The 25,427-nt window shown below is 35.3% G+C and carries 21 protein-coding genes; 2 read left to right on the top strand and 19 right to left on the bottom strand.

What is annotated here, in order from left to right; all coding sequences use genetic code 11:
• Positions 1-99: 99 nt before the first annotated feature.
• From DBX25_RS19810 to DBX25_RS19795, 4 genes are all read right to left on the bottom strand, one after another.
• Positions 100-624 (bottom strand): DinB family protein, encoded by a 525-nt coding sequence (locus DBX25_RS19810; protein ID WP_108672481.1) that lies wholly within the window; start codon positions 622-624, stop codon positions 100-102.
• Between the two features lie 218 nt (positions 625-842).
• The gene (locus DBX25_RS19805) at positions 843-2,819 is read right to left on the bottom strand and encodes a beta-propeller fold lactonase family protein (protein WP_108672478.1); all 1,977 of its coding nucleotides are present in this window, start codon (positions 2,817-2,819) and stop codon (positions 843-845) included.
• Positions 2,820-2,843: 24 nt separating this feature from the next.
• Complete coding sequence (locus DBX25_RS19800; RefSeq protein ID WP_108672477.1) at positions 2,844-4,943, bottom strand: hypothetical protein; 2,100 nt, start codon at positions 4,941-4,943, stop codon at positions 2,844-2,846.
• Positions 4,944-5,107: 164 nt separating this feature from the next.
• Positions 5,108-6,184 carry an SDR family oxidoreductase gene (locus DBX25_RS19795; RefSeq protein ID WP_240620438.1) on the bottom strand — a complete coding sequence of 359 codons (1,077 nt, stop codon included), beginning with the start codon at positions 6,182-6,184 and terminating at the stop codon, positions 5,108-5,110.
• Positions 6,185-6,359: 175 nt separating this feature from the next.
• Between DBX25_RS19795 and DBX25_RS19790 the strand changes: the two genes are divergently transcribed.
• The gene (locus DBX25_RS19790; RefSeq protein ID WP_108672476.1) at positions 6,360-7,970 is read left to right on the top strand and encodes a serine hydrolase domain-containing protein; all 1,611 of its coding nucleotides are present in this window, start codon (positions 6,360-6,362) and stop codon (positions 7,968-7,970) included.
• A gap of 129 nt (positions 7,971-8,099) precedes the next feature.
• Here the strand turns inward: DBX25_RS19790 and DBX25_RS19785 are convergent, their stop codons facing one another.
• On the bottom strand, positions 8,100-8,891 hold the full coding sequence (locus DBX25_RS19785; protein WP_108672475.1) for an SDR family NAD(P)-dependent oxidoreductase: 792 nt from the start codon (positions 8,889-8,891) through the stop codon (positions 8,100-8,102).
• Positions 8,892-9,272: 381 nt separating this feature from the next.
• Between DBX25_RS19785 and DBX25_RS19780 the strand changes: the two genes are divergently transcribed.
• Positions 9,273-9,764, top strand: a complete 492-nt coding sequence (locus DBX25_RS19780) for a hypothetical protein (protein ID WP_108672474.1) — start codon at positions 9,273-9,275, stop codon at positions 9,762-9,764.
• Between the two features lie 136 nt (positions 9,765-9,900).
• On the opposite strand, the gene DBX25_RS19775 is transcribed toward DBX25_RS19780, so the two are convergent.
• The 14 genes from DBX25_RS19775 to DBX25_RS19710 form a co-directional block, all read right to left on the bottom strand.
• A complete protein-coding gene (locus DBX25_RS19775; RefSeq protein ID WP_108672473.1) occupies positions 9,901-10,221 on the bottom strand; it encodes a hypothetical protein in 321 nt (106 codons plus the stop codon).
• Positions 10,222-10,774: 553 nt separating this feature from the next.
• Positions 10,775-12,277 carry a malate:quinone oxidoreductase gene (locus DBX25_RS19770; protein WP_108672472.1) on the bottom strand — a complete coding sequence of 501 codons (1,503 nt, stop codon included), beginning with the start codon at positions 12,275-12,277 and terminating at the stop codon, positions 10,775-10,777.
• 418 nt (positions 12,278-12,695) lie between these two features.
• Positions 12,696-13,865, bottom strand: coding sequence for a PDDEXK-like family protein (locus tag DBX25_RS19765; protein WP_157951026.1), 1,170 nt, complete (start codon positions 13,863-13,865; stop codon positions 12,696-12,698).
• A 336-nt stretch (positions 13,866-14,201) separates the two neighbouring features.
• Positions 14,202-15,011: a DUF3800 domain-containing protein gene (locus DBX25_RS19760; protein WP_108672470.1), complete on the bottom strand. Its 810-nt coding sequence runs from the start codon at positions 15,009-15,011 to the stop codon at positions 14,202-14,204.
• A gap of 88 nt (positions 15,012-15,099) precedes the next feature.
• Complete coding sequence (locus DBX25_RS19755; protein ID WP_108672469.1) at positions 15,100-16,776, bottom strand: recombinase family protein; 1,677 nt, start codon at positions 16,774-16,776, stop codon at positions 15,100-15,102.
• Positions 16,751-16,903 carry a hypothetical protein gene (locus DBX25_RS20745; protein WP_157951025.1) on the bottom strand — a complete coding sequence of 51 codons (153 nt, stop codon included), beginning with the start codon at positions 16,901-16,903 and terminating at the stop codon, positions 16,751-16,753. The genes DBX25_RS19755 and DBX25_RS20745 overlap by 26 nt, the downstream gene beginning before the upstream one ends.
• A 172-nt stretch (positions 16,904-17,075) precedes the next feature.
• A complete protein-coding gene (locus DBX25_RS19750) occupies positions 17,076-18,833 on the bottom strand; it encodes a DNA primase family protein (protein ID WP_108672468.1) in 1,758 nt (585 codons plus the stop codon).
• Between the two features lie 11 nt (positions 18,834-18,844).
• Entirely contained in the window at positions 18,845-19,306 is a 462-nt protein-coding gene (locus DBX25_RS19745; RefSeq protein WP_108672467.1) for a hypothetical protein, read from the bottom strand.
• 18 nt (positions 19,307-19,324) lie between these two features.
• Positions 19,325-21,106 carry a DNA polymerase gene (locus tag DBX25_RS19740; protein ID WP_170110152.1) on the bottom strand — a complete coding sequence of 594 codons (1,782 nt, stop codon included), beginning with the start codon at positions 21,104-21,106 and terminating at the stop codon, positions 19,325-19,327.
• Positions 21,107-21,439: 333 nt separating this feature from the next.
• A complete protein-coding gene (locus DBX25_RS19735) occupies positions 21,440-21,832 on the bottom strand; it encodes a hypothetical protein (protein WP_108672465.1) in 393 nt (130 codons plus the stop codon).
• Positions 21,833-21,927: 95 nt separating this feature from the next.
• Positions 21,928-22,344 carry a hypothetical protein gene (locus tag DBX25_RS19730; RefSeq protein WP_108672464.1) on the bottom strand — a complete coding sequence of 139 codons (417 nt, stop codon included), beginning with the start codon at positions 22,342-22,344 and terminating at the stop codon, positions 21,928-21,930.
• 318 nt (positions 22,345-22,662) lie between these two features.
• Complete coding sequence (locus DBX25_RS19725; protein WP_108672463.1) at positions 22,663-23,688, bottom strand: helix-turn-helix domain-containing protein; 1,026 nt, start codon at positions 23,686-23,688, stop codon at positions 22,663-22,665.
• Between the two features lie 102 nt (positions 23,689-23,790).
• Positions 23,791-24,210, bottom strand: a complete 420-nt coding sequence (locus DBX25_RS19720) for a hypothetical protein (protein ID WP_108672462.1) — start codon at positions 24,208-24,210, stop codon at positions 23,791-23,793.
• Positions 24,211-24,721: 511 nt separating this feature from the next.
• A complete protein-coding gene (locus DBX25_RS19710; RefSeq protein ID WP_108672461.1) occupies positions 24,722-25,078 on the bottom strand; it encodes a hypothetical protein in 357 nt (118 codons plus the stop codon).
• Between the last annotated feature and the right edge of the window lie 349 nt (positions 25,079-25,427).

The raw sequence follows: 25,427 nt of genomic DNA, 5'->3' as shown, positions 1-25,427 counted from the left end.
CTGGAGCGGAAATCCATTGATCACATTCGAGAACCAAAAAAAGAGGGTTGCCCCTAAAAGTCGTACTTTTGGGACAGCCTCTTTTATTTTACATAAAGGTTATTTATTTAAAATGCCTAGATATTCCTTCCAAGGTCCTACGTCGGTACGGTATCTCTCTGCCATTACTCGCACAATTTGGGAAATGTGGGTTAAATCATGTACCACCCATGTAGATAGGAGCTCTCGTAACTTGACGACACCTAGTGCTGGATGGGTACCTGTTAACTCAAGATTTAAACCAGAGTCAATATGAGCTTTAAGCTTGGTTAGATTTTGAATTCGAAGATTATTAAATTCTTGCAACTTTTGTTCAATTGTAACTCCAGGGCTTTCATTCAGGTGAGCAAAACGGTCAAAAGGAGGAAATGGTTTACTTTCACCTTCCTTAAGAATGATCTCTAATCGTGATATCCAATCATTCTTCTCTCCCTCAATGAGGTGTCCAATGACTTCGGATGCATTCCAAGTGCCTTCACCTTCATTACATTGCGACCACTTATCTGTTAAACCAGTTAATAAATGCTCCAGAGTTTGTGGTGTTCGTTCAAGAATTTCAATTGCTTCTTTCAATTTAAAATTCATAAGGTTTTTCCTTTCTAATAAGAAATTTTCACGAAAAGGCCTTAAGTTGTCTATCACAATATAATCACTATACATTCATAGTAACACTTATTAGTAGGCTCTTTTCATATATATTGTTTTAGACTCTAAAATTTGCCCGTTGATTAAGATGAAAAATAAAAAGAACTCTTGGGAATCATTCATTTCCCAAGAGTCTAAAACTTTATCCATTTTATATACTACTCAATGGACCTTACATATTCAGCAATTTTTGCAATTTCACCTTGTGTCAATCCTTGCGCTTCTTGTTGGTGGCGTGTTATTGCCTCCTCAATGGTTTTGGCACTTCCATCATGGAAGTATGGAGCAGTAGCCCAGACACCTCGTAACGTTGGAGTATCAAAGTGTTGGCTATCCCTAGGATTCTTCATTCCAGCACGGGCATCCCCGTTTGAAGAGCGGTCTTCCTTATTGGATGTACCAATATCATGTAAAAATTGAGTATTATCGGTTGTCAATTCGCCAGTTTCATCAATAGCACTGCCGCTATCGGTGAATTCATTTCCACCATGGCATGAGATACAGCCTGCTTTTCCTTCAAATAATTCTTTCCCCTCTTGTGCAGAAGCAGTCAGTTGACCTTTATTCGTTCGATAAGGGCTTTTAGGCGGTGGAAAGGATTTAGGATTATCTAAAAAGGCGAAGACTGCGTCATACATATGTTCCACTTTTTTTGGAAGTGGTTTTGCCGGGTCATATTCCATCATGCCTCCCATTTCGCCTTGGACTGTTAAAAGATAATCCGTAAAATCGTCGCGACTTCCATCCCACATGAATAAGCCTGTCTTCGTGGTTACCACATTACTAGGTACGTTCCTAGGGCCTTTACCCGTTTGAAGGGTTAATCCATTCATATCTCCATCCGCATGGCAGGATGCACAGCTCATCCAGTTGTTCCCTGTAATACCCGTTTCAAACTCATCACTATTGGCACTGTAAAAGATGGTCTTCCCTTCCCTTTCTAACGGAGATAAGGAATCACTTTTAATTAATGGTAGGTTATCCCCTTCCATTTTCACTCGGGCATATGCATTTTCGCCTCCAGTTGAAATTAGGGCTAGATCATGACTCATGGCATTATGAGCATAAATCGTGTCACCGTTTGTAGATATGACAGCACCTCTTGGGTTGTCCCCCTCAATCCTTCTTAAAATTTGGGTTGCATTTCCACCGCGTATTAGGTCAAATACCACCAAATCTTCACTACCAGACATGACGACAAACGCTTTACTTCCATTTGGGTGAAAAACAACATCATATGGATTGGATACAATCATTGTTTGTTCCTTGTTATCCGTTACGTTCATTTCCTTAAAAAGCTCTTTTCGTTCTTCGACCAGCTCTTCTTCTGTTTCCAAGTCAATAATCGAGATAGCCGGAAAAATCGTTTCTTCAAAATGAATCGGTGTATCTATATTCGTTAACAGATGTGGTATCCAAGCCGTTTTGCCATCCGTACTAATGACAAATTGCTCTAATGTATTCGGGATTCCTTGGCTTTTTTTCAAATCTATTTGATTTGGAGAATCTGCCAGCTTAATAACATTCGATACCTCGTTTGAACTTAGGTCGATTACACTGATTTCACCTGTCAAATATTGAGGTACATAAAGTTTTTTTCCGTCAGGTGCTATTGTGAGCGTTCGTGGTCTATCACCGACTACAATCTCTCTTTCAATCTCTAAGTCTTTCAAATCAATAACTGAAATGGAGCCAGAACGGTAATTCGCTACGTAAAGCTTTTTGCCATCTTGACTCGTCACTATTCCGTAAGGCTCGATGCCAACCTTGATGGATTGAACCACCTTCTTTTTTTCTACAGAGATGACATCTACTTTGTCATCAAACAAACACGTAACAAAGATAAACCTTTCATCCGGACTTAGAGTAAGCTGTCTCGGTTCTTTTCCTACTGGAATCTCTGTAATCACTTTGTTCTTTTTGGTATCGGTAAAAGTGACTGAATGAACATCCATGTTCGCTGTATAGATGGTGTTTCCATCCTGTGTCATCACTATGTTATTGCTATTGACTGCATAATCCCTAATGACAGAATCTTTACCAGTTTTCACTATGGAAACAGTTTTTTCTTCCTTACATGCAGTTAACGCCCCTATTAGAAGGAGCGTTAAGAGGAAGAGGGCTAATTTTTTCATAATTAAAATGCCTCTCTTATTCGTTTATTTTTTCTTTACCTCAACAGTTGCTAGAACAGGCGAGATTCCAAATTTACCATGTCCGGCTTGCACTTGTGGAACATGGTCTTTATCCGTGTTACCTGATTGATTATCAGAATAATAGAAGTCACCTGTATCCCAGAATTCACTTACCTGCATCCCTTCTTCCAGAGATGGGCCATCTATAACTGTATCAAAGAATTTTGTATATTTGTTTGTAATCGTCTCTATTTCTAAAGCTTCTGGCTGTTCTTTATCAGAAGATAAATTGCTAAGGTTATTGATAGCTACACGGTAAACAGCTGCTACACCACCTGCAGTGTAAGGATTGTAAACCATTTTATCGCCTTCTGTTTTGTATGCGTTCGCTTCATTGTCCCATAGGTTCTTATCCATGGCTACGTAAATCGTTCGAGCTGCTTCACGATACTTTTCATCTTTTGTAGCTAGGAATGCCGCAGTTAAACCTCTGATGGCTCCGAGCTGGGCATCTAACGTTACTTGATCGTCTGTACCTTTACCAATTGTATAGCCTTTTGCTACTAAGCCATTTTCCAACATCAATTTATTCATAATAAAATCAGCTTGGTTAGTGATTAGTTCTAAGGCACGCTTACCTTCTGGTGTATTTAGCCCTTCTGCTGCTTCAGCATTCGCATACCCAACTGGTAATCCGTCAATGGCACGTTGGAAAATACGAAGGGATTCAATCGTATATCCTGCTTGGAAGGTGTCCACATAAGAGCCTTGCTTTGCTCCATCATGCTCCGTTACAAATGTTCCTTCGTCTTTATTAAAGTGCATCGCATCGATATTTTTAAAGACATGAAGTAACACATCTTCATTCACTGTGTATGGATCGTTGGAGACTTTATCGTTGCTAACATCTTCATCCACGTTTTCAGCAGGAGCTGATGGGTATGGATTTCCATCAAACAAGGCTTGGAAGGAAGGTTTTACATTTTGGTTGATTTTCCGTTGATCTGTCATGCCATAGAATTCCGCTGCAGGCCATAGCATTAACCATTGATCCTGAAGGACGCTACGACTATCCTTTATTGTTACGGCTTTAGCATTTGGCGCTTGATCGTTCCCATCTTCCTCTACTTCAATTTGGTGAGGGAGATACACGAAACCTTTAGATGCGTCATACTTCTTTCCAAAATTCGCATTCGTTAATTTTTTCTTGTTAGTATCATAGAATAAGCCATCACGGATATAATTCAACTTATTCCAAATACCTTCTACTAAAAACATCCCTTGCATTCCGTCTGCAGAGCTTACTCCTAATGCCACATTTTGATCGGCATCATCGTTCGAAGTTTCTCCTTCAAGCTCTTCATCTCCATCCACTGTATGGAAACCTCCCAAGAAGTCTCCTGCCCATAGAGTTTGTTTTAAGAATGTTGCTCCATATGCAGCTGGATTTAAGATTTTATCCATTTTATCGCGATCCCAACGAAGAGAAGCAAAGTTCACTTGATAGTTTGGAACATAGGTCCCTTCTTCACCAGAGGCGTATTCAGACGTATCAACCTCTTGTTTATAATGAGGGTCTCCCTTTGAATATTCTATAAGAGTTGGAAACATATTGCTGAAAATTTCTTCACGAGGGTATCCAACTGCATCAGCTAGCTGATAGTATCGTTCCCCAAGCTGTTCAGCAGGATCTTTTCCCGACTGGTTGGCCATTTGTTTGACAACAGGTCCATGAATGAGATGCAATCCAAATCCTGATTTTTCAACCACTTCGTACATGGCTTCCTCAGAATATTCATAAGCCTCTATCCCTGCTGTATAATCGAATTTTGTTGGTGAATCTACTTTTTTAGGATCTAGAATATCTAAATCTACTCCTAACCCTTCTAGTAAAGGTTCACCAGATAGTTCAAACTCTGCATATGCAAACATATTGGCAGCATTATCATAGTTGTAGTCTGTTACTGTGACAGAGACTTTCGAATTGTTTTCTTTTTTCTCTACACCTTTATTTTCTTCAACCTTTGCTTCCGTACTTACCTTTTTTTCTGTACATCCAGACGCGATTAGTAAGCTTCCTGCAATCGCCAAGGTAGACATGACTTTCCACGGCTTTTTCCCCATTTTATCTCCTCCATAAAACACTGTATGTAAATGATAACGATTTTCATTATTATTGATAACGATTTTCATTATATAATTCTATGGGGGCTATTTCAATGAAAAGAATGTGTCAATTCAAGTTTATCTCGTTACAAAACCCTCCAAAATAATTTGGAGGGTACGTTTTAGTTAGTTGATATAACTTTACTTTTTTGAAAGCCTTTTATGATTCTTAAAAGCATTTCTTTGTCCAGGTTAAGCTCAGCTTCGTTCTCTATCTCCAATAATTCTCTCGTATTGTCACTTTCGAAGATAATAGAGCGATTCAAATAATCCTTAAACACTTCTAATGGTTGGTTGAGCTTCATTTCGTAGTCGGTTAACACTCCAATTTGAGATTGAGAAACGATGGTAATGAAGGGAAATTCTAGACCTTCCCTAATAGCCTCAAAAACTATTTCATTCGTTGGGGCCTTTGGATTTGTGATGTTATAAATCGTGTTCTTTCTACCATGTTTTAATCCTAGGACCAAGGCTTTAGTTACATAATTGACAGGCACAAGATTAGAAACGGTATCTTTTTCTATGACTAAACGATAGTTTTCTTGTCCTAGTGTATCCCTTTTTTGGACTCGTTTCTTCAACAATTCAACCGTCCGAAGTATACCATATAAACCAAAAGTGGTATCCGCTTCCCCGGTATTCGAATCTCCGATAATGATTGCCGGGCGCATGATCATTACATCGAAAACTTCTTTATAAGACATCACAAGATGCTCTGCATGACACTTGCTTTCTTCATATGAATTGATAAAAGTAGAATCTAGAGGATATAACGTTTCTAATCCTTTTATTCGAGTACCAAGCGTATAAGCAGTACTTACATGGATAAACTTTTTCACTTTCAGTATTTCTGCCAAGTCCAGAACATACTGAGTCCCTTTGATGTTCATGTCTAATACTTCTTCTCTTTTTTCTTCATCAAACGATAAAAAAGCAGCCATATGATAGATTGCATCTATTTTTCCCATCATCTTATGCAGGATTGAAGAAGGAATCCCAAGATACTCTCTTGATAATTCACCTTCAATGACATGTATTTGATTTCTATGATTAACATTCAGTTTTTTATAGAGTGATTCTAATTTATTTTGATTCCTTACCAATACGTAAACATCATGGTGTTCCTCGACTAATTTCTTAACTAAGTTAGATCCAAGAAAGCCGGTTGCTCCCGTGATAAAGATGTTCATCCTAATCATCAAGCCCTTCTACTAGTAATTCTCAGAAAGTAAGAAAAATTACTTCATCTATATAACTATAGCATATAACTTCCCTTCGAATTTCTAGTATTATTTGACTTTAGCAGGAAAGCTCAAGTTCATTATTGAAATAAATACAAGTTAACTAGAAGGTAAAAGAAGGAGTACATATTTTATGTCAGTTTTAATAAAGAACATCCAACAGATTATGGAAGATTCAATGAAAGCAAATAACATCCCTGGTGCTGCGGTAGCTGTTATTAAAAATCATGAGATCATTTTATCAGAGGGGTTTGGAAGAACGAATGTAGAGGATTGGGGAGTACCCGTAAATTCAGATACACTATTTCGTATCGCATCTGTAAGTAAGCTATTTACAGGTACGATCATGATGATGCTTGTTGAAAAAGGTTTAATAGATTTAGATAAGCCTGTTCAATACTATGTCCCATGGTTTACAGCTGCTGACCAAGAGTTATCTAAACTCATTACGATTCGTATGCTTTTATCCCATTCATCTGGACTGCCTACGGGTGGTGAATTAAGCTTCCGTTATAAAGAGTCTGGACTTTATCATTATATGAAGGATGTGGTACCGACCCTTTCCATTCTTTTTCATCCTGGAACAGCTTATTCCTATGGCAATCACGCTCTAAATATTGCCGGTTTCGTTGCAGAGCAAGTAACGAATAAGTCATTTGAGTCTCTAATGCAGGAAATGCTTTTTGATCCTTTAGAGATGAACCAGACGACTTACAACCCGTTAATAGCAATGACCTATCCTTTGGCATTGCCACACAATAGGGATGTTAATGGAAACCTGTCCATTTCCCACCGTTTTTTCGATAACTCTGCAAGCTATCCTTCTTATTATGCGTTTTCTTCGATTCAGGATCTTAGCCAGTTTGCTTTGATGCATTTGCAAGATGGAGTGTATCAAAAGAAAAGGCTCATTAGTTCCGATTCAGTACATGAAATGAGAAGTCAGCAAAGTAAATGGCATACGTTAACGAATGGTGGCTGTGGGATTACCTTTTTTAAAGAAACAAAGGATGATATTGACCGTTACTGGCATTATGGACAATATAGCTACCATTACTCCAGTCAGTTCATTCTAGTTCCTGAAAAAGGAATCGCTGTAATCGCTTTGGCCAACGGTGAAAATATCTTTCAAGCAGGATATGAGATTATCGATGAATTATTGAAGGAAGAAAGTAAGGGTGAAAATACATCCATACAACCGAATGCTACTGAGTTGATAAATTGGGATCATTTCACAGGCACCTACCTACATAGCTATTATGGATTGTTTGATATTTCATACGTTACAGGAAAAGCGATTTTAAAGTATAACGAAAGACAATTTGAATTATCCCCCTATAACCAAGATACTTATTTAGCCAAGGACGATGATGGAAACACTGTCTTTACAGTCGGATTTCGAACTCCAACAGAAGAACAGTCGATTAAATCTATCATGGTAAACAGCAATGCTTGCCCAGAATATAAAACAGCATATACTCCAAATGTGAATGACTGGATCCATTGGCAAGGAACCTATAGTGACGGCGATGATACTTACGAAGTTCTTGTACAAGGTGAGACTCTAATGATTAAAGATATACAAAACCGTAAAGAAATGGTAACAAGCGCGCTTGAGTCTAATAAGTTCTTAACAAAAGAGTATGGACTCGTTAGCTTTATAGAAATTAATCAGCATACCATCTTAGAATTCGGCAATGCTTGGCGTTTTCCTAAACAGAATGCAAGTGTTTTATCATATTAACTACTAACCTAACTTAATAAGAAATCCTCTTAAAGATGGACTATACTGGAATGGTATAGATCTCTTTGAGAGGATTTTATGGTGATGAATTTAATTTTAATGACCTAAAGTTTCACTAGAAAAAATTCCTTATAATGAACGAATTATACCACCTTCTACTCTTTGAGCATTACCGTTAATAGCTGACGCTTTATTTGAGGCTAAAAAAACAACAGTATCAGCTACTTCTTCGACCGTTGCAAAACGTTGAATTAAAGAAGTTGGTTCATTCTTTTTAAAATAGTTCTCCGTATATGACTCTAGCTCTTCGTTTTCTGCTTTGGATGCTCCTACCATGTAACTCTCTACCCCTTCTGTCCATGTAGGCCCTGGCAACACGCTGTTTACCGTTACATTGGTTCCTTTAGTAAGTTCTGCTAATCCTCTAGACAAACTTATCAGTGCCGTTTTAGATACAGAGTATGGAATCATTTGTGGCAGGGGCTTTACTCCCGCTTCACTTGCAATGTTTATAATACGACCTGTATTTCTTTTAAGCATTTCTGGTAGAAATGAACGAGATAATCTAACCGCACTAAGTACATTCACGTTAAAATAGTGCATCCATTCCTCATCAGTGACATCTTCAAAATCCTTTACTTCAAAAACACCCATATTATTTACAAGTACATCTACTTCCCCGATCTCTTTTATTTGGACAATAAATTCTTGGGCCTCTACCGGATTGGACACATCACCTGCAATTCCGTAGACCTTCCCAAAAACAGATAATTCATTAACTGTTTCATCTACACGGCTTTTGGTTCTGCCATTGACAACCACCTTTGCACCTTCTTGTAAAAATGACTTTACAATTCCCTTACCAATGCCGGAAGTTGAACCTGTTACTACTACTAATTTATTTTCAAGTTGTAAATCCATTGAACTCAACCTTTCATAAAAAAATACTTGTGTCAGTATAGGTGAAAACCATCTTTTATTCAATTTTTTTGCTTTTAAGCCATTCTGCCCTAAAAGTACAGCCCATTAATCTCTGTTATGTACTACCCATGTTTTTCATGCATTAGAATATCAGATAGTATTGCCATTTTCTCTCCTCATAACCTCTGGTGCTTCTCCCCTTTGAAGTGCCATAATTACTTCAGCTTCAAACACTTAGAAATTGTATTCGTAAAGAAAAGTAACTTATTTTGCACCTCTCTAAACATCCTCACATAAATTACTTTGAAATCGTAATCTGGGTCCAGTAAAGGATTTAAAAAAATTAATTTGGATTGGTTGATTGAGTAATGGGGGGTAAAGATGATAAACTTTGTATCTTTCCGCGGAACAATTACCATGATCAGTGATTTTATGATAGGACAAAATGATGAAGGTGAAGGATGTTATAAAATAATGTCTGTAGAAAACGAAAATGGAGCTTTAGTCAATTTCGTAGTCTCACCCAGCACGTACGTTGTAGATCAAGTGATGTTAGCAGTAGGCGACCAAATTACGGGCTATTATGATGGGAATGCCCCTGTGCCTCTAATTTATCCGCCACAATATCGAGCATTGATCATTGTTAAAGATTATTTGTATCAAAATGTAAAAGTAGACTATTTTAACAGTCAGTTAGTGAGTAGTGATGGGTTTTTACAATTAAATATATCGCCGTATACCCAAATTGTACTGACAAATGGGCAAGCCTTTACGAAAAATCCTGCTAACCGAAATCTAATTGTGATTTATGGACCTACTACCAAAAGTATACCCGCTCAAACTACCCCTTATAAAATAATCGTTTGGTGCTAGATTTTTAACTAAAAATCTACGAGATGCTTTTTTCGATATTTATATTTCATGTACTTAGAGGGTGCAATATCCAATCTACTACATTTAAATAACAAAAGGCGTGTATAGATAAACACGCCTTTTGGGGATTAGTTTTTTATTTAATAAATCCATTTATATATTGGTAGAGTTCTTCTAATTCATGCTCTTTTGCAACAATGCAATTCGGATACTGTTTAATCTCTGCAACACTCGATAATTTGAAGTCATTGGGAGTAGGAAGCCCCGATGCACATATCACCAAATAATCTGCGAAAAAGATTACTCCTGTTATGGCTGACGTTTTAATAGTCATCTGTCCCATCGCTCTTCCTGCAAACAACCCTTTCATTGCACTTTTTCCACCTGTTCTTTCAATAACAATTTTACTCTCATCAACCATAACCGTTGTTCCTGATTTCAATTCAAAAGTCTTCATATTTTTCCCTCCTATTCATCTTAACTCTTTTATTTTCCTCTTCATTCTTTTCTTTCCTAAAATTAGTATACCCACTTATTACATAAAGAAGCTAACCTACTAATGAATAGCAAGGTTAGCTTAAAGAGAAGCGAGTTTTTTCTGTTCCTTTTTCTCAAGTAAATACGCTAGTAGTTCTACACTGTGGTAAGGAGCATTCCCCCGGTCCTCCTAAAGACCATCCTAATCCTATAATTATGGACCATACACCAATAGATAGCCCAGTTTCAGAAACAGAACATAATGAAACACATCCCAAGGACCTATTCCTACTATTTTTCCTTAAATGGTTAACGCAACAACTAATGCTATAACACTCAGTCCAAAAATAAAAAAAGACCAGCGAAGTATCCATTCTGTTCTCATAACTACCTCTCTAATCTAGAAACTTTGCAACTAGGTTCCTATACCATACCCAGTATTATTAATCGCTAAAAAATAATGGGAATCCCGAAAGGATGCCCATTATTGGATACTAATTTCATAAAGTTTATTCGTTTCTACATTCAAAGAATTAACTATACGCTAGTTCTTTTTCGATTAGGCCGAGCGCATGTGCTGTTGAGGTATGAATTTCTTGGAACAGCTCTCTGTTATCCGATAATGACACTCCATATGAAGGAATCATCTCTTTTATTTTTTCTTCCCACTCTTTCATATGTTGTGGGAAGCATTTTTCTAATACTTCAAGCATAACGTGAACAGCAGTTGAAGCACCAGGAGATGCACCAAGCAAGGCTGCTATCGAGCCATCCGTACTACTCACAACTTCGGTACCAAATTGAAGTGTTCCTTTACCGCCTGCCTCAGTATCTTTGATAACTTGTACACGCTGACCAGCTACTACTAAATCCCAATCATCGCTTTTTGCGTTCGGAATAAATTCTCTTAACTCTTCCATACGCTGTTCCTTCGATAACATAACTTGTTGAATAAGATATTTTGTCAATGACATCTCTTTTGCGCCAGCCGCTAACATCGTTAACAGATTATTGGGTTTAACTGAAGTGACTAAATCAAACATGGAACCTGTTTTTAAGAACTTAGGTGAAAATCCTGCAAACGGACCGAACAGCAATGTTTTTTGATTGTCGATGTATCTTGTATCAAGGTGTGGAACAGACATAGGAGGCGCACCAACCTTGGCTTTACCGTACACTTTTGCATGATGCTTCGCCACGACTTCCGGATTGTTACATACCATAAATAGGCCACTTACCGGAAACCCTCCAATATGTTTTGATTCTGGAATTCCGGTTTTTTGTAGTAAATGCAGGCTTCCACCCCCACCACCAATAAAGACGAATTTCGCTGTATGATATTCCATTTTACCGCTATCAATATTATGCACTTTTACTTCCCACGATCCATCGCTAGTACGTTTAATATTCTCCACACTATGCTTGTAGTTGATCTCAACGTTTTGACTCTCTAAGTGGTCGAATAACATTCGTGTTAAAGAACCAAAGTTAACATCCGTTCCAGAATCTATTTTAGTTGCCGCTATCGGTTCATTCGAAGTACGACCTTCCATGATAAGTGGAATCCATTCCTTCAGTTTTTTAGGGTCATCGGAAAATTCCATCCCTTCAAACAGAGGATTGTCTGACAGCGCTTCCAAACGTTTTTTCAAGAACGCTACATTTTCTTCCCCTTGAACCAAACTCATATGAGGAATTGGCATGATAAAGTCCTGTGGATTTCGAATTAGTTTGCTGTTTACAAGATAAGCCCAATATTGTCGTGACAGCTGAAACTGTTCATTAACTTTTATAGCTTTACTAATATCTATAGATCCGTCAGGTTTTTCGGATGTATAGTTAAGCTCGCAAAGTGCAGCATGGCCCGTACCTGCATTATTCCATTCATTAGAACTTTCTTCTCCTGCATTTGCGAGTTTCTCAAACACTTTGATTTCCCATTGCGGTGCTAACTCTTTAAGTAAGGATCCCAAAGTCGCGCTCATGACTCCGGCACCAATTAAGATAACATCTGTTTTTTTCTGTAAGTTGCTCATTATAACCTTCCTCATCTCCTATATTTGCAAAAGCTTAGGTGTTACAAAAAGCAAGGCGCCAACTAGGAGCACACCTTTACCGTCTCAATTATAACCATATCTTATTCTATTATAATTATTTATCGAATAAAATATCTACTATTATCTGATTATTTTAATCGATTTTAAGCTGGTAAAAAAGGGAGAAGTCCTTCTACAAAGTCTAAGAATACAAAAAAACGCCTTAACTCACGTCTTGCACACGTTAAGGCATTAGTTGGCCGTGATGAATGAAACTCACACCCACGGCACGTTAATTTATGTTTGATAAGGTTTTTTTAATAGAAAAAATTCTATTTATGATACGGTTCTCCGTTATGACTCAAAATGAGGTTTTTCTTGCAAAACCTTCTCCGAAGTACTGCCCTCGTAATTATTATTATAATTCATCAATAATCTTCAGAAACTTTTCTTTATCATTATGTATAACGTGAACATAATACAAAATGATGGTTAATAAATCGCTAATCTTACATCTATCTAATTTCACTGATCTATAAAGGAATTCATTTGAGTAAGTATTAAAGATCTTATTAGAACCACCCGTTTGTGGATATTCTTTGCTAGTCTTAATACCTGAATTACTTAAGTAGGAAAAATTAAACCATATACCCTCATCAAATAATTTCTGTGCAAATTTCTTTGCAAACCCTTTTTTACTTTCGATAAACAGTCTAAACTGAACATCTTGAATTTGCACCCCTAATATTACTGGAGTCTCTTCTTTTTCAGCAATTACATACTTTACTTCACTAATCCCTGATCCCCTAGTGAAACCTGATCCCGCAAACAATTCATTTACTTTTCCTTTTTTCCAATTTTTACTTGCTACAAGATTAACATTAGGAATTTCAGTTTGGATTTTTTTATGAAGTTCTGAAGCAATTATTTCATGACTTAATTTAAGATAAAAATCATGCAGCCGTACTTCTTTCAGTAGACTAATTATTTCATTATGTTTTTTATAAAAATCATACATTCCCCCTTTAGTCTGTTCATATATATCATTCGTTATATTGTCTAATATTTTTATTAATTGTATATAGTCAGAAACAATTAATTCGTGGTACTTATTATTTCTCCCTATTTCAGGTAGTGTTTCCTCAAACATTTTTGCCAAATCATAATAACTTAAATAGTCCCAAACTCTATTTGTTTCATGTATCTGTATTTTTTTATTATCAGCTAAAAAAGTTGGTTTAGTTAAGCTAAGTAAAATATAATGCTCCGATGGATTATCTGTCGTATATTCCCTTAGTTGTTCATATACTGGTATGCTTTTTACTTTATTTTCAATAATAATGCTCGATTTATTACCAAGTTCATCTTGAAAGTAGATTACAATATCTTTATTTTTTTCTTCCCTGTTAACACCAGTTATAAGTTGTTTTTTATCTCCTGGTAAGAACTTAGAAAAAATCCTTGAATGTTCCTTTTTATAATTTGAAATTACCCAAGAGATGAAGTTACTATGGAAAAGTTCCTTTGATGTTAATGATAGTTGAAACATTGGGGATTCTTTTAAAAATTCAATATAGTTTTTATTCACATTTCTCACTCCTAACATGTATATTTTATTAAACAATGTATCATAACTAATTAATGTACATAATATATTTAAGAGACATGGCAGGTCACGTTGGGGTCTTAGTAACTCCGCTTTGTGGCAGTACCCATTTGGGTATCGGATCCTCCCATGTCTCCACTGTTGACATTTTAGTCAAACATGATATTATATAGTTAGGCGGCAGGTCACGTTAGAGTCTTAGTAACTCTGTTTTGTGGCAGCACTAGATTAGTGTGGGCTCCTCCCGCCATACATCTTTTTAAAATCATTACAATTTACATATGTTTTTAAAGGACTACTAAGTGTAGTCCTTTTTTGCTATCTCGGAAGAAAAATATGCTTGTAGTTATCTTTGTTTTCATAAGGATGGTATAAAAATCCTCTCCAATCCCAATTGGGTAGTGTAGTGAAGTTCCATTCTACTGGATATTTATAACTTCTAAAGTATTTAAAGTTACTTGTTGAACATTCATAAATACATAATTCACTACCACAAACCTTACAGCCAGTATTTACATTTTCATGATAGTCCTTCAATGCCCTTAATGAAACACCTGATATGAAGTCTGAGAAACCAAGTATTGCATGGTCTTCTGGATTGGTCCATTTGGGTTTAGAAAATCTAGGATGCTGGCCAGTTTGATATCTCGCTACATCTGAAAGGTACTTTTTAAGTGACTCTTGAGCTATATGATCTGTATTTCTATCAATTACTAATTTTGCGGTTGCGTTAGTTCTTGATAAGAACCATGAAATCTTCTTAAACATTAAGCCATATAAATAATTCATGAAGATTTGACTGTCTACTAAACCTGCTCCGTTTGTTTCGTGTTTGTTACACACCACATTCGATATCATAAACTCTGGCCCTTCAGTGGAAACTCTCTTAAAAAATTTTGCTAGCAATCTATCGTCCCTTTTTTTATAGGTATCAAGTTTCTTCCATTCAATAGGATCCCTCATTCTTAAGACTTTTGTTGTTAAAGATTCTATGGTATCTACTAATGCTTGTTCATCTTCTTCTTTAACCAGAACTGCAGTAATAACATAGTAGTGTGAAGAACCTGCTTTCCAGGGTATAGCTTTATCACCCGATTCTTCACAATATATATGCCATCTATTAGTCATATCTTTATCTCCTTTAAGTATTCTGATTAATAGATTATATCATATATATTGGTTATGATTACCATTAGGCTGATTTATCTCTTAGAACTTAAATACTAAATATAATTAAAAAAGGAGAAGAGAAATCATCATCAGACGATTTCTCTTCTCCTTTTAATGTGAAGCGATCTACTAGATTATTATTTAATTGAATTTGTATTGTATCGATTTTTTTTCTATCTTTAATCGTTATACTGCTAATAAGTAGTTGTAGTAAGTGCTTCTTCTGTTCTGTTGTAATTGTATCTTTATATACTTTTTCAAAGTTAGTCATAACCTCTTTAACCACTTTTACTGATATTTCTACTTGATTGCTTTGGTTCAACTGCTTTTCAAGAGGTTTAAGCCTATCCTCTAGCACTTGCTTCTCATCATTAATCTTTGCAAGCCGATCAACTAATTCGCTTTTACTTAATACACCATCTTCGAAAAGTTCCAGGACTTTATCTTTTTTACTATTAATACCCTCAAGGGATTTTATTATTATTTGATATTCCTTTTGAACTGGGGCCATTTGGTCTTTATCTCCGTTGTTAATACGATCTACAACATCCTTAATCAATTCATCAGTATTGGCAAAATGGGAAATTTTATCTAGTACATACTTATCTGCATAATCTACTCTTATACTATTAGAATTACATGCGGCAGTACCTTTATTCTTCCATGTACCACAAACATAATACTCAAGCACTTTTTTGGTTCCATCTTTATTTTTATTAGTAGTTCTACCAAGAACCATTCCAGCTCCACAGACGGGACATTTTAGTAATCCAGTTAAAGGATATTCCCCACTGTGGACTCTATTAGGTTTTCCAGTCCTCTTTTCAAGAATTGCTTTAGCTTTATTCCATGTGTCTTCAGATAAAATTGGAGTATGATTTCCTCTCTCAATAACTGGAGACGGATTAATATTATTTCTTCTTTTTTCACTCCAATCTCTTCTAACATTATAGCGGATATACCCAGCATATATTGGATTAGTTAGTATAGTTCTAATTGCATTTATTGAAAAGTGGTTATTCTTTTTACTACGGTGGCCTTCATGATTAACCGTGTTAGCTATTGATTTATAACCATTTCCATCAAGATATAACTGAAAAATTCTTCTTACTGTTTGAGCTTCTTTTTCATTAATAACTAACTTAGTGGATTTCCTCTTTTTATTTTCATTTGAAATTTCAACTGTATCGTACCCTAATACTTGACCACCATTCCAAGATCCTTCCCTTGCTCTTGCAATCATACCTAGCTTAACGTTCTCTGATATCTGCTTTCTTTCGAACTCTGCTAAAACTGCCATCATTTGAAAAAACATTTCCCCTTGATGTGTTTCAGTCTCAAAATTCTCTGAATAAGATTTAAAAGTTATCCCATTTTGCTTAAAGTTTTTTACTACTCTCAGTGTATCTAGAATATCTCTAGACAGTCGATTAATCTTCCATACTATTACAATATCAAACTTTTTATTATTGGAATCACTTATTAATTGCTTTAGGGCAGGACGACCATCTATATTCTTGCCACTAATACCACGGTCCACATACTCTTTATATACTTCATAACCATATCGATCACACCACTCGCGTAATATTCTTACTTGTTCGTCAATACTATAGCCTTCATCAGCCTGTTCAACAGTTGATACACGAGCATAGATAGCGACTCTTCTTTTAGTGCTTTCACTGAACATAAAGTCATCACTTTTTAGTAATGATGTGTGCATCGTTACCTACCTCCTTTACTTCACCATTATCTCTCTTCGTATTTTTGGTTAAATAATTAGTAATCATTTCAGCTAAAATATCTATTATTAAGCTATATTGTGAGTTGTTAGTTTTTTCGTTCTCCATACTAATCCCCCTTTAATTTAACAATCTATACATTCAAGGTTATAATATATGTCTAAATATTCAGTAAAAACAACATAGGGCATAGGTGGCGCCAAATTTTTAAAAAAGGTTTAAAAGTTATTATAAAATTTTATTTTAGTGTTAATGGTTCTTTTTTATGCCACCTTCGCCACTATTTTATAGCTGGTACTACGTCAATTGTATTTCTACTTCCATCAGTTGCTTTTAATTTAATGCCTTCAAGGAAATAAAATCCTTTTATTTTTGGCTCTCTCATTTGATGACCTTTAAGTGCCATTTGGTGTTTTAGCTCATCTAGCATATATTGTCTACTAGATATGCGAGAGCCTTGAATGCTGTTCTCCTTACACCATAATTTATAGTTATCGTATATTGTAGAGCGTAAAACTCTTGATCCTTCTTTAAATTGAACTCGATCTTCAATAAAACTAATAACAGGGTTCTGACTTCGTCTATATACTTCTAGGGCTTCATCACAAATAACACTTGAGGTCATTTTAAAACTATTTTCTAGTAAACGTTTTAACCCCTCCATTGCGAAGTTAAAGATTCCTGGTAATTCTCTCTCTAGCTCTTTTTCAAGGTTGGGATCCATGTATGCTACACCCGCTACTGGATCCTCACCCAGCTTTAACTCTACATATTTTCGATTAAATGGAATAATAGTTAAGCGCCTTAAAAAAGCATCAGTTGTATCACGACAATCCATCATTTTATTTAATAGAATGATTAACTTAATATAAATTGTTGTTGTAAAAGAATCTAGATTCTTCTTTTCTACTGATAATGAATCGCCTGAAGTAATTAGTTTGAAATTTTCTGTAGTAAAATCACCTGAAAACTCATTTTCACCAGAAATGTTTACTAACTTACCAGGGAATTCTTGAAGTCCAAAGCGATCTTGAAGTTTCCTCAATCCCACACTAGACACGTTATGGTCACCCAATAAATTTTTAAGGGTTTTAGCTAGAACAGACTTACCATTAGACCCTTTGCCTATAAAAATAAAAGCTTTTTGAATTTTAACCTCTTTCAACCATAGATAGCCCATCATTTCTTGAACTAATTGGACTCTTTCCATATCACCTTCGAATATTTCCTTAAGAAATTTTTCGAATCTCGGGCATTTTTCCGAAGGAATATATTGATAATTTAGTTGATTAATAGAGTAATATTTCAATGAATGTGGTTCTAAACGCATCGTTTGAATGTTAAATAGCCCATTAGGGAAATTAATCTTAAAGGGATCACCATCAAATTCAAATACAAAAGGAATCTCATTTTTCAAAGCAGCTATATACTCTGTCTCTAAGTTTTTCTTCCATAAACTCCTGCCCGCTTCATTAAGTATTTTTCTACATAATGACTTTAGTATGTTTTCATTAAGAGGAACATACAAACCTTGGCCATTATATCGATAAATTTTACCTTCCTCTGTTTGTACCAGTTCTAATCGTTCTAATACATATGTTGCAAAGGTGTTTGCTTCAAATTGAAGTTTACCTTTTGGGTTCAAGCTCAAGCCGCGCTTAGACCAACGATATTTAGTTTGAATCTGTTGTAAATGATTCCATGGGCTTAAAAATTCGAAGGCACTTGAAAGCACATCAAATTCAAGGGCAGCGAGTTGCTCATAAGAATATGACTTAGGAGGCTCATTAGTAAGGTAATCAGTGAAAAGATTGCGTTTTTCTTCATCTAAATAGTCAAAAACTGCCTTTTCATATCTTTTTATCTGATATGGAAAAGATTTTAATAGTTGAACAAATACTTTTAGTTGTTGATCAGTAAAGTTATTAATGTCGTTTGAAGCTCCTTTAAGAAAAGGAACCTCAAACGCAAATAAATTTAATGAATCGTGTAAATCTTGCTTGATATATTCATTAATGTAATTACCTTGATTTGTCATATTAGCTTCTCCTAAATTGTCATTCCAGTTTGGAATTCTTTTATATCAACAGGTGTGATGTTTTCAATATTGGCATATACACCTTTTTCAGTTTCATTGTGTACAACTTCAATTTCAACTACGGAACCGATTAGCTCGTTTAAAGTGAATCCATCTCGACTATCTCGCCCCAGCAGAATGGATAAATGCCTTGTATACAAAGAGGAATCTGCTGGTGACTCCCAATACTGAACAATTAACTCATGGGTTTCTCCGTTATTTATTACCTCGTATGTTGCTTTGACTCGATTGTTAATTCCAAATTTCGATGGTTGGTTCTTCTCATAGACAGCATTAGTAAGAACTGCAATATAATTACCTGGTAATAACTTAGCTTTATACTTTTGTTGAGGCACCGACTGTGCTATTGTCGACTTGTTTTCTTGTGCTTTCTGTAGAGAAGCCATAATTTCTAAATTATTTATTGTTGTCATATTCATCATCCTTTTATATTATTTAGTCCAATGTGTAGCTGTTTTTATATCTATATCTATAGGAATACTAGGTATTAGGGTTTGCATGCCCTCAGTCATTACTTTTACGAGAAGTTTTTGTGCCTTACCTACATCTTGATGAGGAACTTGTAAAACAATTTCATCGTGAATTGCAGCAATTAGTTTCCAATTAGGCTGCATATGCTGCATCAAAGTAGCCAATGCTTCTTTTAAACCTTCTGCTCCAGTCCCTTGTACTGGATAGTTATAACGAGCAATGGCTCCTCCTTTTAACATACTGGTTTCCTTTGACCAGTAGCGTCCTCCTAAAGTCGAAATTATATCTGCTTTCAACATTCGATCTTGGTAATTCAGTACTGATTTATATAAGTCAAAGTAACGATTACGGAAAATTTCTGCTTGTTCTAATGAAATTAATACGCCTGTTGCGGCAGTAATTTTCTTTTGAAGTCCATAAGCTGTCATCCCATAAATCAGGCCAAAGTTTACGACTTTACCAATCTGCCTTTCTTCAGAGGTTACTTCATGCTCCTCGTTGTAATTAAAGATTACTCGCGCAGTTTTCTTATGAAGATCTTCACCATTTATGAAAGCACTGATAAGTTCCTGATCTTGAGTTATTTCTGCTAATATCCTCAATTCAATTGTACTGTAGTCAGCTATTACAAACTGGCAGCTCTTGGGAGCTTTGACGAATTGTTTAGCTTGTGACGGTAATCCTTGAAGATTGGGTTCCTTACAGCTCATACGGGAAGTATTAGTTCCGATTAACCGCCAGTTTCCGTACACTCTCCCATCGCAATGAATTTTTTCGCGAAGCTTTTCTCCAAAAGTAGATATACGTTTATTTAATCGCTTGTACTTACAAAGTCGACCAATCATTAAATGCTCTGCTTCGTATTTTGCCAAGTCTTCTTCTTTGGTTGATGGAAGATTTATTCCAATAGTTCCAAACGCTTCACGTAACTGTTTTGGTGAAGAAAGATTAAGGTTTGGAGAAGCAAAAAAATCAAGGATCTCTTGCTCAATTTCCTCTTTCTCTCGACTCATATCTTCAAGAATTGTCTTCCAACCTTGAAAATCAAATGGAATACCGTTCACATTCATTTCAATTATGGCTGGCAGAGCGCGGATTTCTCGATTAAGCACAACATCTAAACATTTTTCTTGTATGACTTGATATAAACGGTGATAGAGTTTAAGTGTTATCTCTGCATCCCTTAAAGCATAGGTTTTATGAGCTTCAGTTAAGACCCCTTGCCAGTTAGATTCATTTTGAAGTTGCTTATCTAAAATGATTCCAAAATACTCTAAAGAAAGAGCTTGTAATGAGTTCGTTGATTTAGTAGTGTTTCTAATGATTTGAGACATGACCATAGTGTCCGTATAGTTTCGAACATTCAGTCCTTTAGCCTTTAACCAAGTTACATCAAAAGCTGCATTGTGAAAGACTTTCAACACTTTATTATCTGCTAAAATATTTGCTACCTCTGCAACCTCAGTTGTAACAATTGAACCCTGCTCAGAGTAGACACTTATCAACCGGATTTCTCCATTTAAAAAGTGTTTAGATGAAGTTTCAATATCCACTGCAACTATGGTGGCAGGGGGGGCGTGTTGATTTAACAGGTAAACTGTATTTACTTTATGCTGTTGCAATCTTCTTAGTTGATACAACATAGCTTGATCAGGTAAGTATCCTAGAACTTTTGGAATTAATTGAATATTAGATCCTACCTTCTTTAAGTCGTAATCTTTTTTAATAGTGTTTAGCACCACTAGACATTCCCCCTTATATAGGTTCGCAAAGGTCATTTAGAAATATAGTTATTGTCTACTCCTAAAGCTTTCGAGCTAAGTTTTATATAAATGCCTAGCTATGCTTAGAGTATTTAAAACTGTAAATAATTATCACCCCTTTGCCCCCCTTAGAGTATTTCATCTTTACGCTACATTCAGTTTAATCATATTTAACCATTTCCATTTATTAGTAACAAAAAGGTATTATCCTCTTTCATAGATAACAAAGCGAATGGCTTAGAGTAACCTTTCGCTTTGTTAATATTAATTTTTATTTATTTATATCAATTTCAATAGCTAGTTGATTTTGTATCAAGCATTACAATTTAACGGTTCGATTTGATTTGTCAGGTTTATATGAATCTCATATGGAATTGTAATTTCTTCTATTTCCCCAATGACTTTTATAGCTTTTTCTGTTGCTTGTGTTAATGCTTCCTCTAGCCCATAAGGCTTATAGATGAAGATTGGCTTATTTAACGGAAAAACAACCATAAATTGTTGGCCTTCACTTATATCCACACAATAGTTATCTTCCCCTATATAATATAGAATCGAGCTCTTTGTCGAAGGTCTCCAATCTTCTGGAATATCCTCTAGGTGAAAAGTAATCCAGAAGTGATTGATTGATATATAGTAGTCAGCAGCATCAGTTGTATTAAAATGTACTGATATTGCTTGATTTAAAATAGACGTCTGTATCATGATTTTGCCTCCAATTGTAGAATCAAAATTATTTATATTGGTAAACATTTCTCAAGTTTTATTCATGTGTAGTTATCCACTTTTCTTGCCTTAAATCACTCAGTATTAAGAAGAAAGTCACGGAACTGACTAATGTTTCTGGGCATGTTATACAAGTGATCAATATCTACTTGTATATTTATATTTTCTGTCAAATCATCTTTTTCAAGCTTCTTAACAATCCACTTACCATATAGTTCTAACATTGCCTCGTATGCCTCAGTAAAAGGAATATTAGCAATCTCCTTCAATCTGAATTTGTAAGTAACTGAGTCAGTACCTACAATACACTCTTCTGGAAAGGCCCCATTCTGAAAAATGTTCTTCAACTTATCAAACTGATCCGCAGCATTTTGTCCGTTTTGTTGTACTTTGATTTGGAAGCCTTTCAAATAAGTACCTCCAACGAACATATCTCCCTCTGGGACTTGATAATGTACAATCTGCTGATAAATCTCTTTTGTAATAATCATTATAAATTCCTCCAATTAGTTGATTTTTGCTTCCTAGCAGTCTACTCGTTCTGAGCGCTGTGCAAGGAACGCTATTCAATTTTCAAAGAGCAATAATTACTAATAAAATATATAACTTTTATACTTTAGTTGGCGAAAGCGTTTTTGAAACTCCATTTTTTTGTCGTGGGAAGTGACTTCTCCCTTTGAGGTTCATATTTTTTCTACTTATTCCCCCTGTATTAAGTAGAATTAGGATTTTCCTTTAAAAATCAGACTTTTAATCAAACTTTCTATAACACAATTAATTCTGTCGTTTTTTCCACAAAAAAATAAGCCTCACTTTTCGTGAAAGCTTATTTCATCAAGATAACTCAGTATTTTCTTTACTTTTTGCTCAGATAATACTTTTCTCTCCTGAGTTTTCTTTTTCTTAAGTTGATATGTTTCTAATAGGTTTTCCTTTAGTTTATACAAAGGATTTAAATCTGCCGATTGAGCAGGAAAATATTGAACTTTAATTTCTTTTTTGGCTTTTTTTATATGGATCTTATGGAAATTTCTCCGATGTATGGCTGCATCCGGCAAAAAGATTATGTTTTTATGATTCCTAGAATATTTTGCAATGGTATAAACGATTTCTTTATACCGAGGTAACTCCTCGTGTCTATCCGTGTGATGCCAATAAAAGAATGCATCTGATTTTATACCCTTTAAACAAAGCAACCATTCTTCCTTAGCCTTTTGTGTTAGATCCACATTAGTAATCTCAGATGGATCTTTTAGCAGGTCTTCCGGGTAATATGGTACTTTTCCTTGTTTATTTTTCCGGCGTTCTCTTATACCTAAATAGATATCAGATAAAACCCATATCTCAGTTTCATAGTCTCTCATATAGGTTGACCACTGGTCTTGAAATAACTTCCTTTGCTTAAAAGGAGTCTGCTTTTTTCTATCCTTCTGCATTGACAATATCAGTTGCCTGCAGGCTTCCTCCGATAAACTGACTTGAAAGGCTTTTTGTATGTACTTTTTTAGTAACAGAGCAGTCCATTCTGGCAATAAATAACCAACTTCTGATGGCGGTTCATTAATAATTTTATGTATTGATGCTAGTTGTACATCGGTTAACTTTTTTTTATTTCCTGGCTTTTGATTCCTTAGGAATGAGGAGAGCCCATTATTTTTATATTCCTGAATATATCTTTGCACACTTCGGTTGCTTATTTGAAGTTCTAGTGCAATCGAGGTAGACGATAGACCTAAAAGATGCTTTTCTATCGTAATTAAAGGATTCCTTTTATATTTAGGTAGGTTAGGTTTTTGTAGCTCTCTTTTTATTATGTAAATGATTTCATCTGTCATTTCCCTATCCTCCATATCACTCATATAACTGTTATTATATCAAAGTACTATAGATGGGATAATGCCATTGTCAGCATTACCCCCATTTACTTTCCTCACTATCTATTTACTATATTTTGTAGTCAAGTAATGCTTAATACTATCATTAATAAACTTGGTAATAGATTCAATTTGATTTTGCTGCTGAAGCATGCGAATGATCTGATGAACGTTCTTGTCCAAATAAGTGGTAGTTCTTACATGCGTTTCAGAAAAGGATTGTTTCTTTGATTGTTGTTTTAGTTTAAATGGCTTTCCATCTAACATAAAGTAGTTCGGATCTCCAAGGTCTTCATGTGGTAAGTCTACTTCATTAATGTCTTCATCCTCATATTCTTCTATTTCTTCATATCCTTCCTCAAGTTCAATTTCCTCCTCATCGTCTTCTATTTCCACTTCGTACTGCTGATCCTTAGCAAAGGGTTGACGGTGACGACTTAGGTCTATATTTCTTTTTCTTCTCATTCCATAATATTGATCCATATTTTAAAGACTCCCTCTCTGCATACATATATGTTGATATTGTGGTATACGTTGACATATACGTAGACCCATTATTTTATTGTTTTTATATCTGTGTATGAGAAGGTTCCAAAAAAAATATATATTATGAGTATCTGTATGAAATAGAACTTCCTGCTTGCTTATATGTAGCTTCATAAGCAAGCAGGAATAGTTAATTAATAGTCTTCGGGAAATAATATAATAATTCCCTCACCGCCTTGATCCATTACCCAAACTTTACAACTAATAGGTTCACTAGCCTTCAGCTCTACATAGATAGTTGTTTCTCGGTTAGGTTCCTCCTGTCTTTGTATGAGCCATTGTTGATTATCTTCAATATAGAATTCAAAGATTTGTAGATAGTCATTAAGTATTGACTGTTTCTCTAGTATGTATTAAGCAATAAAGTCACGATGTTCTCTACTTAATTTCTCTGTAATAGCCTTTGTCATATAAACGGGTTTATGTGCTTCAAACATTACATTACCTCCTAAAGTTGCAGCCATTTTTCAAACTGTTGATCTATTGTTCCTTCTAAAAAGAAAAGTATATTCATTTGATGGTCGTTCATGAGACCAATACGAAAATAGGTACAGTCATTTAGTTCTTCCTTTTCTACATATTCAATGTTTAACATTTGACTTGTAATGAATCGTGTATCTTCTTTTTCTTCTAGATGATACATGCAAGATTCTGTTGGTAATCGAAACTCTGTTAATGATTCTCTCATTCCTTCTGCCTCATACCAATTCAAAAATTCAGTTTCTATTTGTTTAAGGTATTCAATAGGAATACTTCCCCTTGCTTTTAACTCTTCAATATCTGATAAGTGTTGAATTAATTTCATATGATTTATCTCCCTTTACCAATATCACGAGGAGCAAATAAGCTCCTCACATAATCAAAAATCAATACTCGAAATTAAAAGAGTCATGAACGCATTTAATTAGCATCCATGACTCTTAGTTTTTAACAATATCTATTATTCTCTTAATTGTGCATGTAGGACACTGACAGCCACATGAGCAAGGCCATACTTTCATTACTTTTCCCCTTCCTCTATTTATCTTTTGTTACTTCTTTAACAATTTCAGCTGCAACCGTAACAATTACTGGTTATGAAAAGCCAAGTATCTGTACATGATTTCAAGAAAGTATAGGATATTTTTTTATGGTGTTCTATAATTATGATTAGT

This window comes from Peribacillus acanthi (genome assembly GCF_003073175.1).
GTDB classification, from domain to species: Bacteria; Bacillota; Bacilli; order Bacillales; family DSM-1321; genus Bacillus_BN; species Bacillus_BN acanthi.
The sequence above is the reverse complement of the archived record's forward strand: the minus strand, read 5'-3'. Positions and strand labels throughout refer to the sequence as shown.

Excerpts from the sequence above, each read along its gene's own strand:
- DBX25_RS19810 (WP_108672481.1), bottom strand. The coding sequence starts at position 624 with ATGAATTTTAAATTGAAAGAAGCAATTGAAATTCTTGAACGAACACCA.
- DBX25_RS19805 (WP_108672478.1), bottom strand. The coding sequence starts at position 2,819 with ATGAAAAAATTAGCCCTCTTCCTCTTAACGCTCCTTCTAATAGGGGCG.
- DBX25_RS19800 (WP_108672477.1), bottom strand. The coding sequence starts at position 4,943 with ATGGGGAAAAAGCCGTGGAAAGTCATGTCTACCTTGGCGATTGCAGGA.
- DBX25_RS19795 (WP_240620438.1), bottom strand. The coding sequence starts at position 6,184 with ATGATTAGGATGAACATCTTTATCACGGGAGCAACCGGCTTTCTTGGA.
- DBX25_RS19790 (WP_108672476.1), top strand. The coding sequence starts at position 6,360 with ATGTCAGTTTTAATAAAGAACATCCAACAGATTATGGAAGATTCAATG.
- DBX25_RS19785 (WP_108672475.1), bottom strand. The coding sequence starts at position 8,891 with ATGGATTTACAACTTGAAAATAAATTAGTAGTAGTAACAGGTTCAACT.
- DBX25_RS19780 (WP_108672474.1), top strand. The coding sequence starts at position 9,273 with ATGATAAACTTTGTATCTTTCCGCGGAACAATTACCATGATCAGTGAT.
- DBX25_RS19775 (WP_108672473.1), bottom strand. The coding sequence starts at position 10,221 with ATGAAGACTTTTGAATTGAAATCAGGAACAACGGTTATGGTTGATGAG.
- DBX25_RS19770 (WP_108672472.1), bottom strand. The coding sequence starts at position 12,277 with ATGAGCAACTTACAGAAAAAAACAGATGTTATCTTAATTGGTGCCGGA.
- DBX25_RS19760 (WP_108672470.1), bottom strand. The coding sequence starts at position 15,011 with ATGACTAATAGATGGCATATATATTGTGAAGAATCGGGTGATAAAGCT.
- DBX25_RS19755 (WP_108672469.1), bottom strand. The coding sequence starts at position 16,776 with ATGCACACATCATTACTAAAAAGTGATGACTTTATGTTCAGTGAAAGC.
- DBX25_RS20745 (WP_157951025.1), bottom strand. The coding sequence starts at position 16,903 with ATGGAGAACGAAAAAACTAACAACTCACAATATAGCTTAATAATAGAT.
- DBX25_RS19750 (WP_108672468.1), bottom strand. The coding sequence starts at position 18,833 with ATGACAAATCAAGGTAATTACATTAATGAATATATCAAGCAAGATTTA.
- DBX25_RS19745 (WP_108672467.1), bottom strand. The coding sequence starts at position 19,306 with ATGACAACAATAAATAATTTAGAAATTATGGCTTCTCTACAGAAAGCA.
- DBX25_RS19735 (WP_108672465.1), bottom strand. The coding sequence starts at position 21,832 with ATGATACAGACGTCTATTTTAAATCAAGCAATATCAGTACATTTTAAT.
- DBX25_RS19730 (WP_108672464.1), bottom strand. The coding sequence starts at position 22,344 with ATGATTATTACAAAAGAGATTTATCAGCAGATTGTACATTATCAAGTC.
- DBX25_RS19725 (WP_108672463.1), bottom strand. The coding sequence starts at position 23,688 with ATGACAGATGAAATCATTTACATAATAAAAAGAGAGCTACAAAAACCT.
- DBX25_RS19720 (WP_108672462.1), bottom strand. The coding sequence starts at position 24,210 with ATGGATCAATATTATGGAATGAGAAGAAAAAGAAATATAGACCTAAGT.
- DBX25_RS19710 (WP_108672461.1), bottom strand. The coding sequence starts at position 25,078 with ATGAAATTAATTCAACACTTATCAGATATTGAAGAGTTAAAAGCAAGG.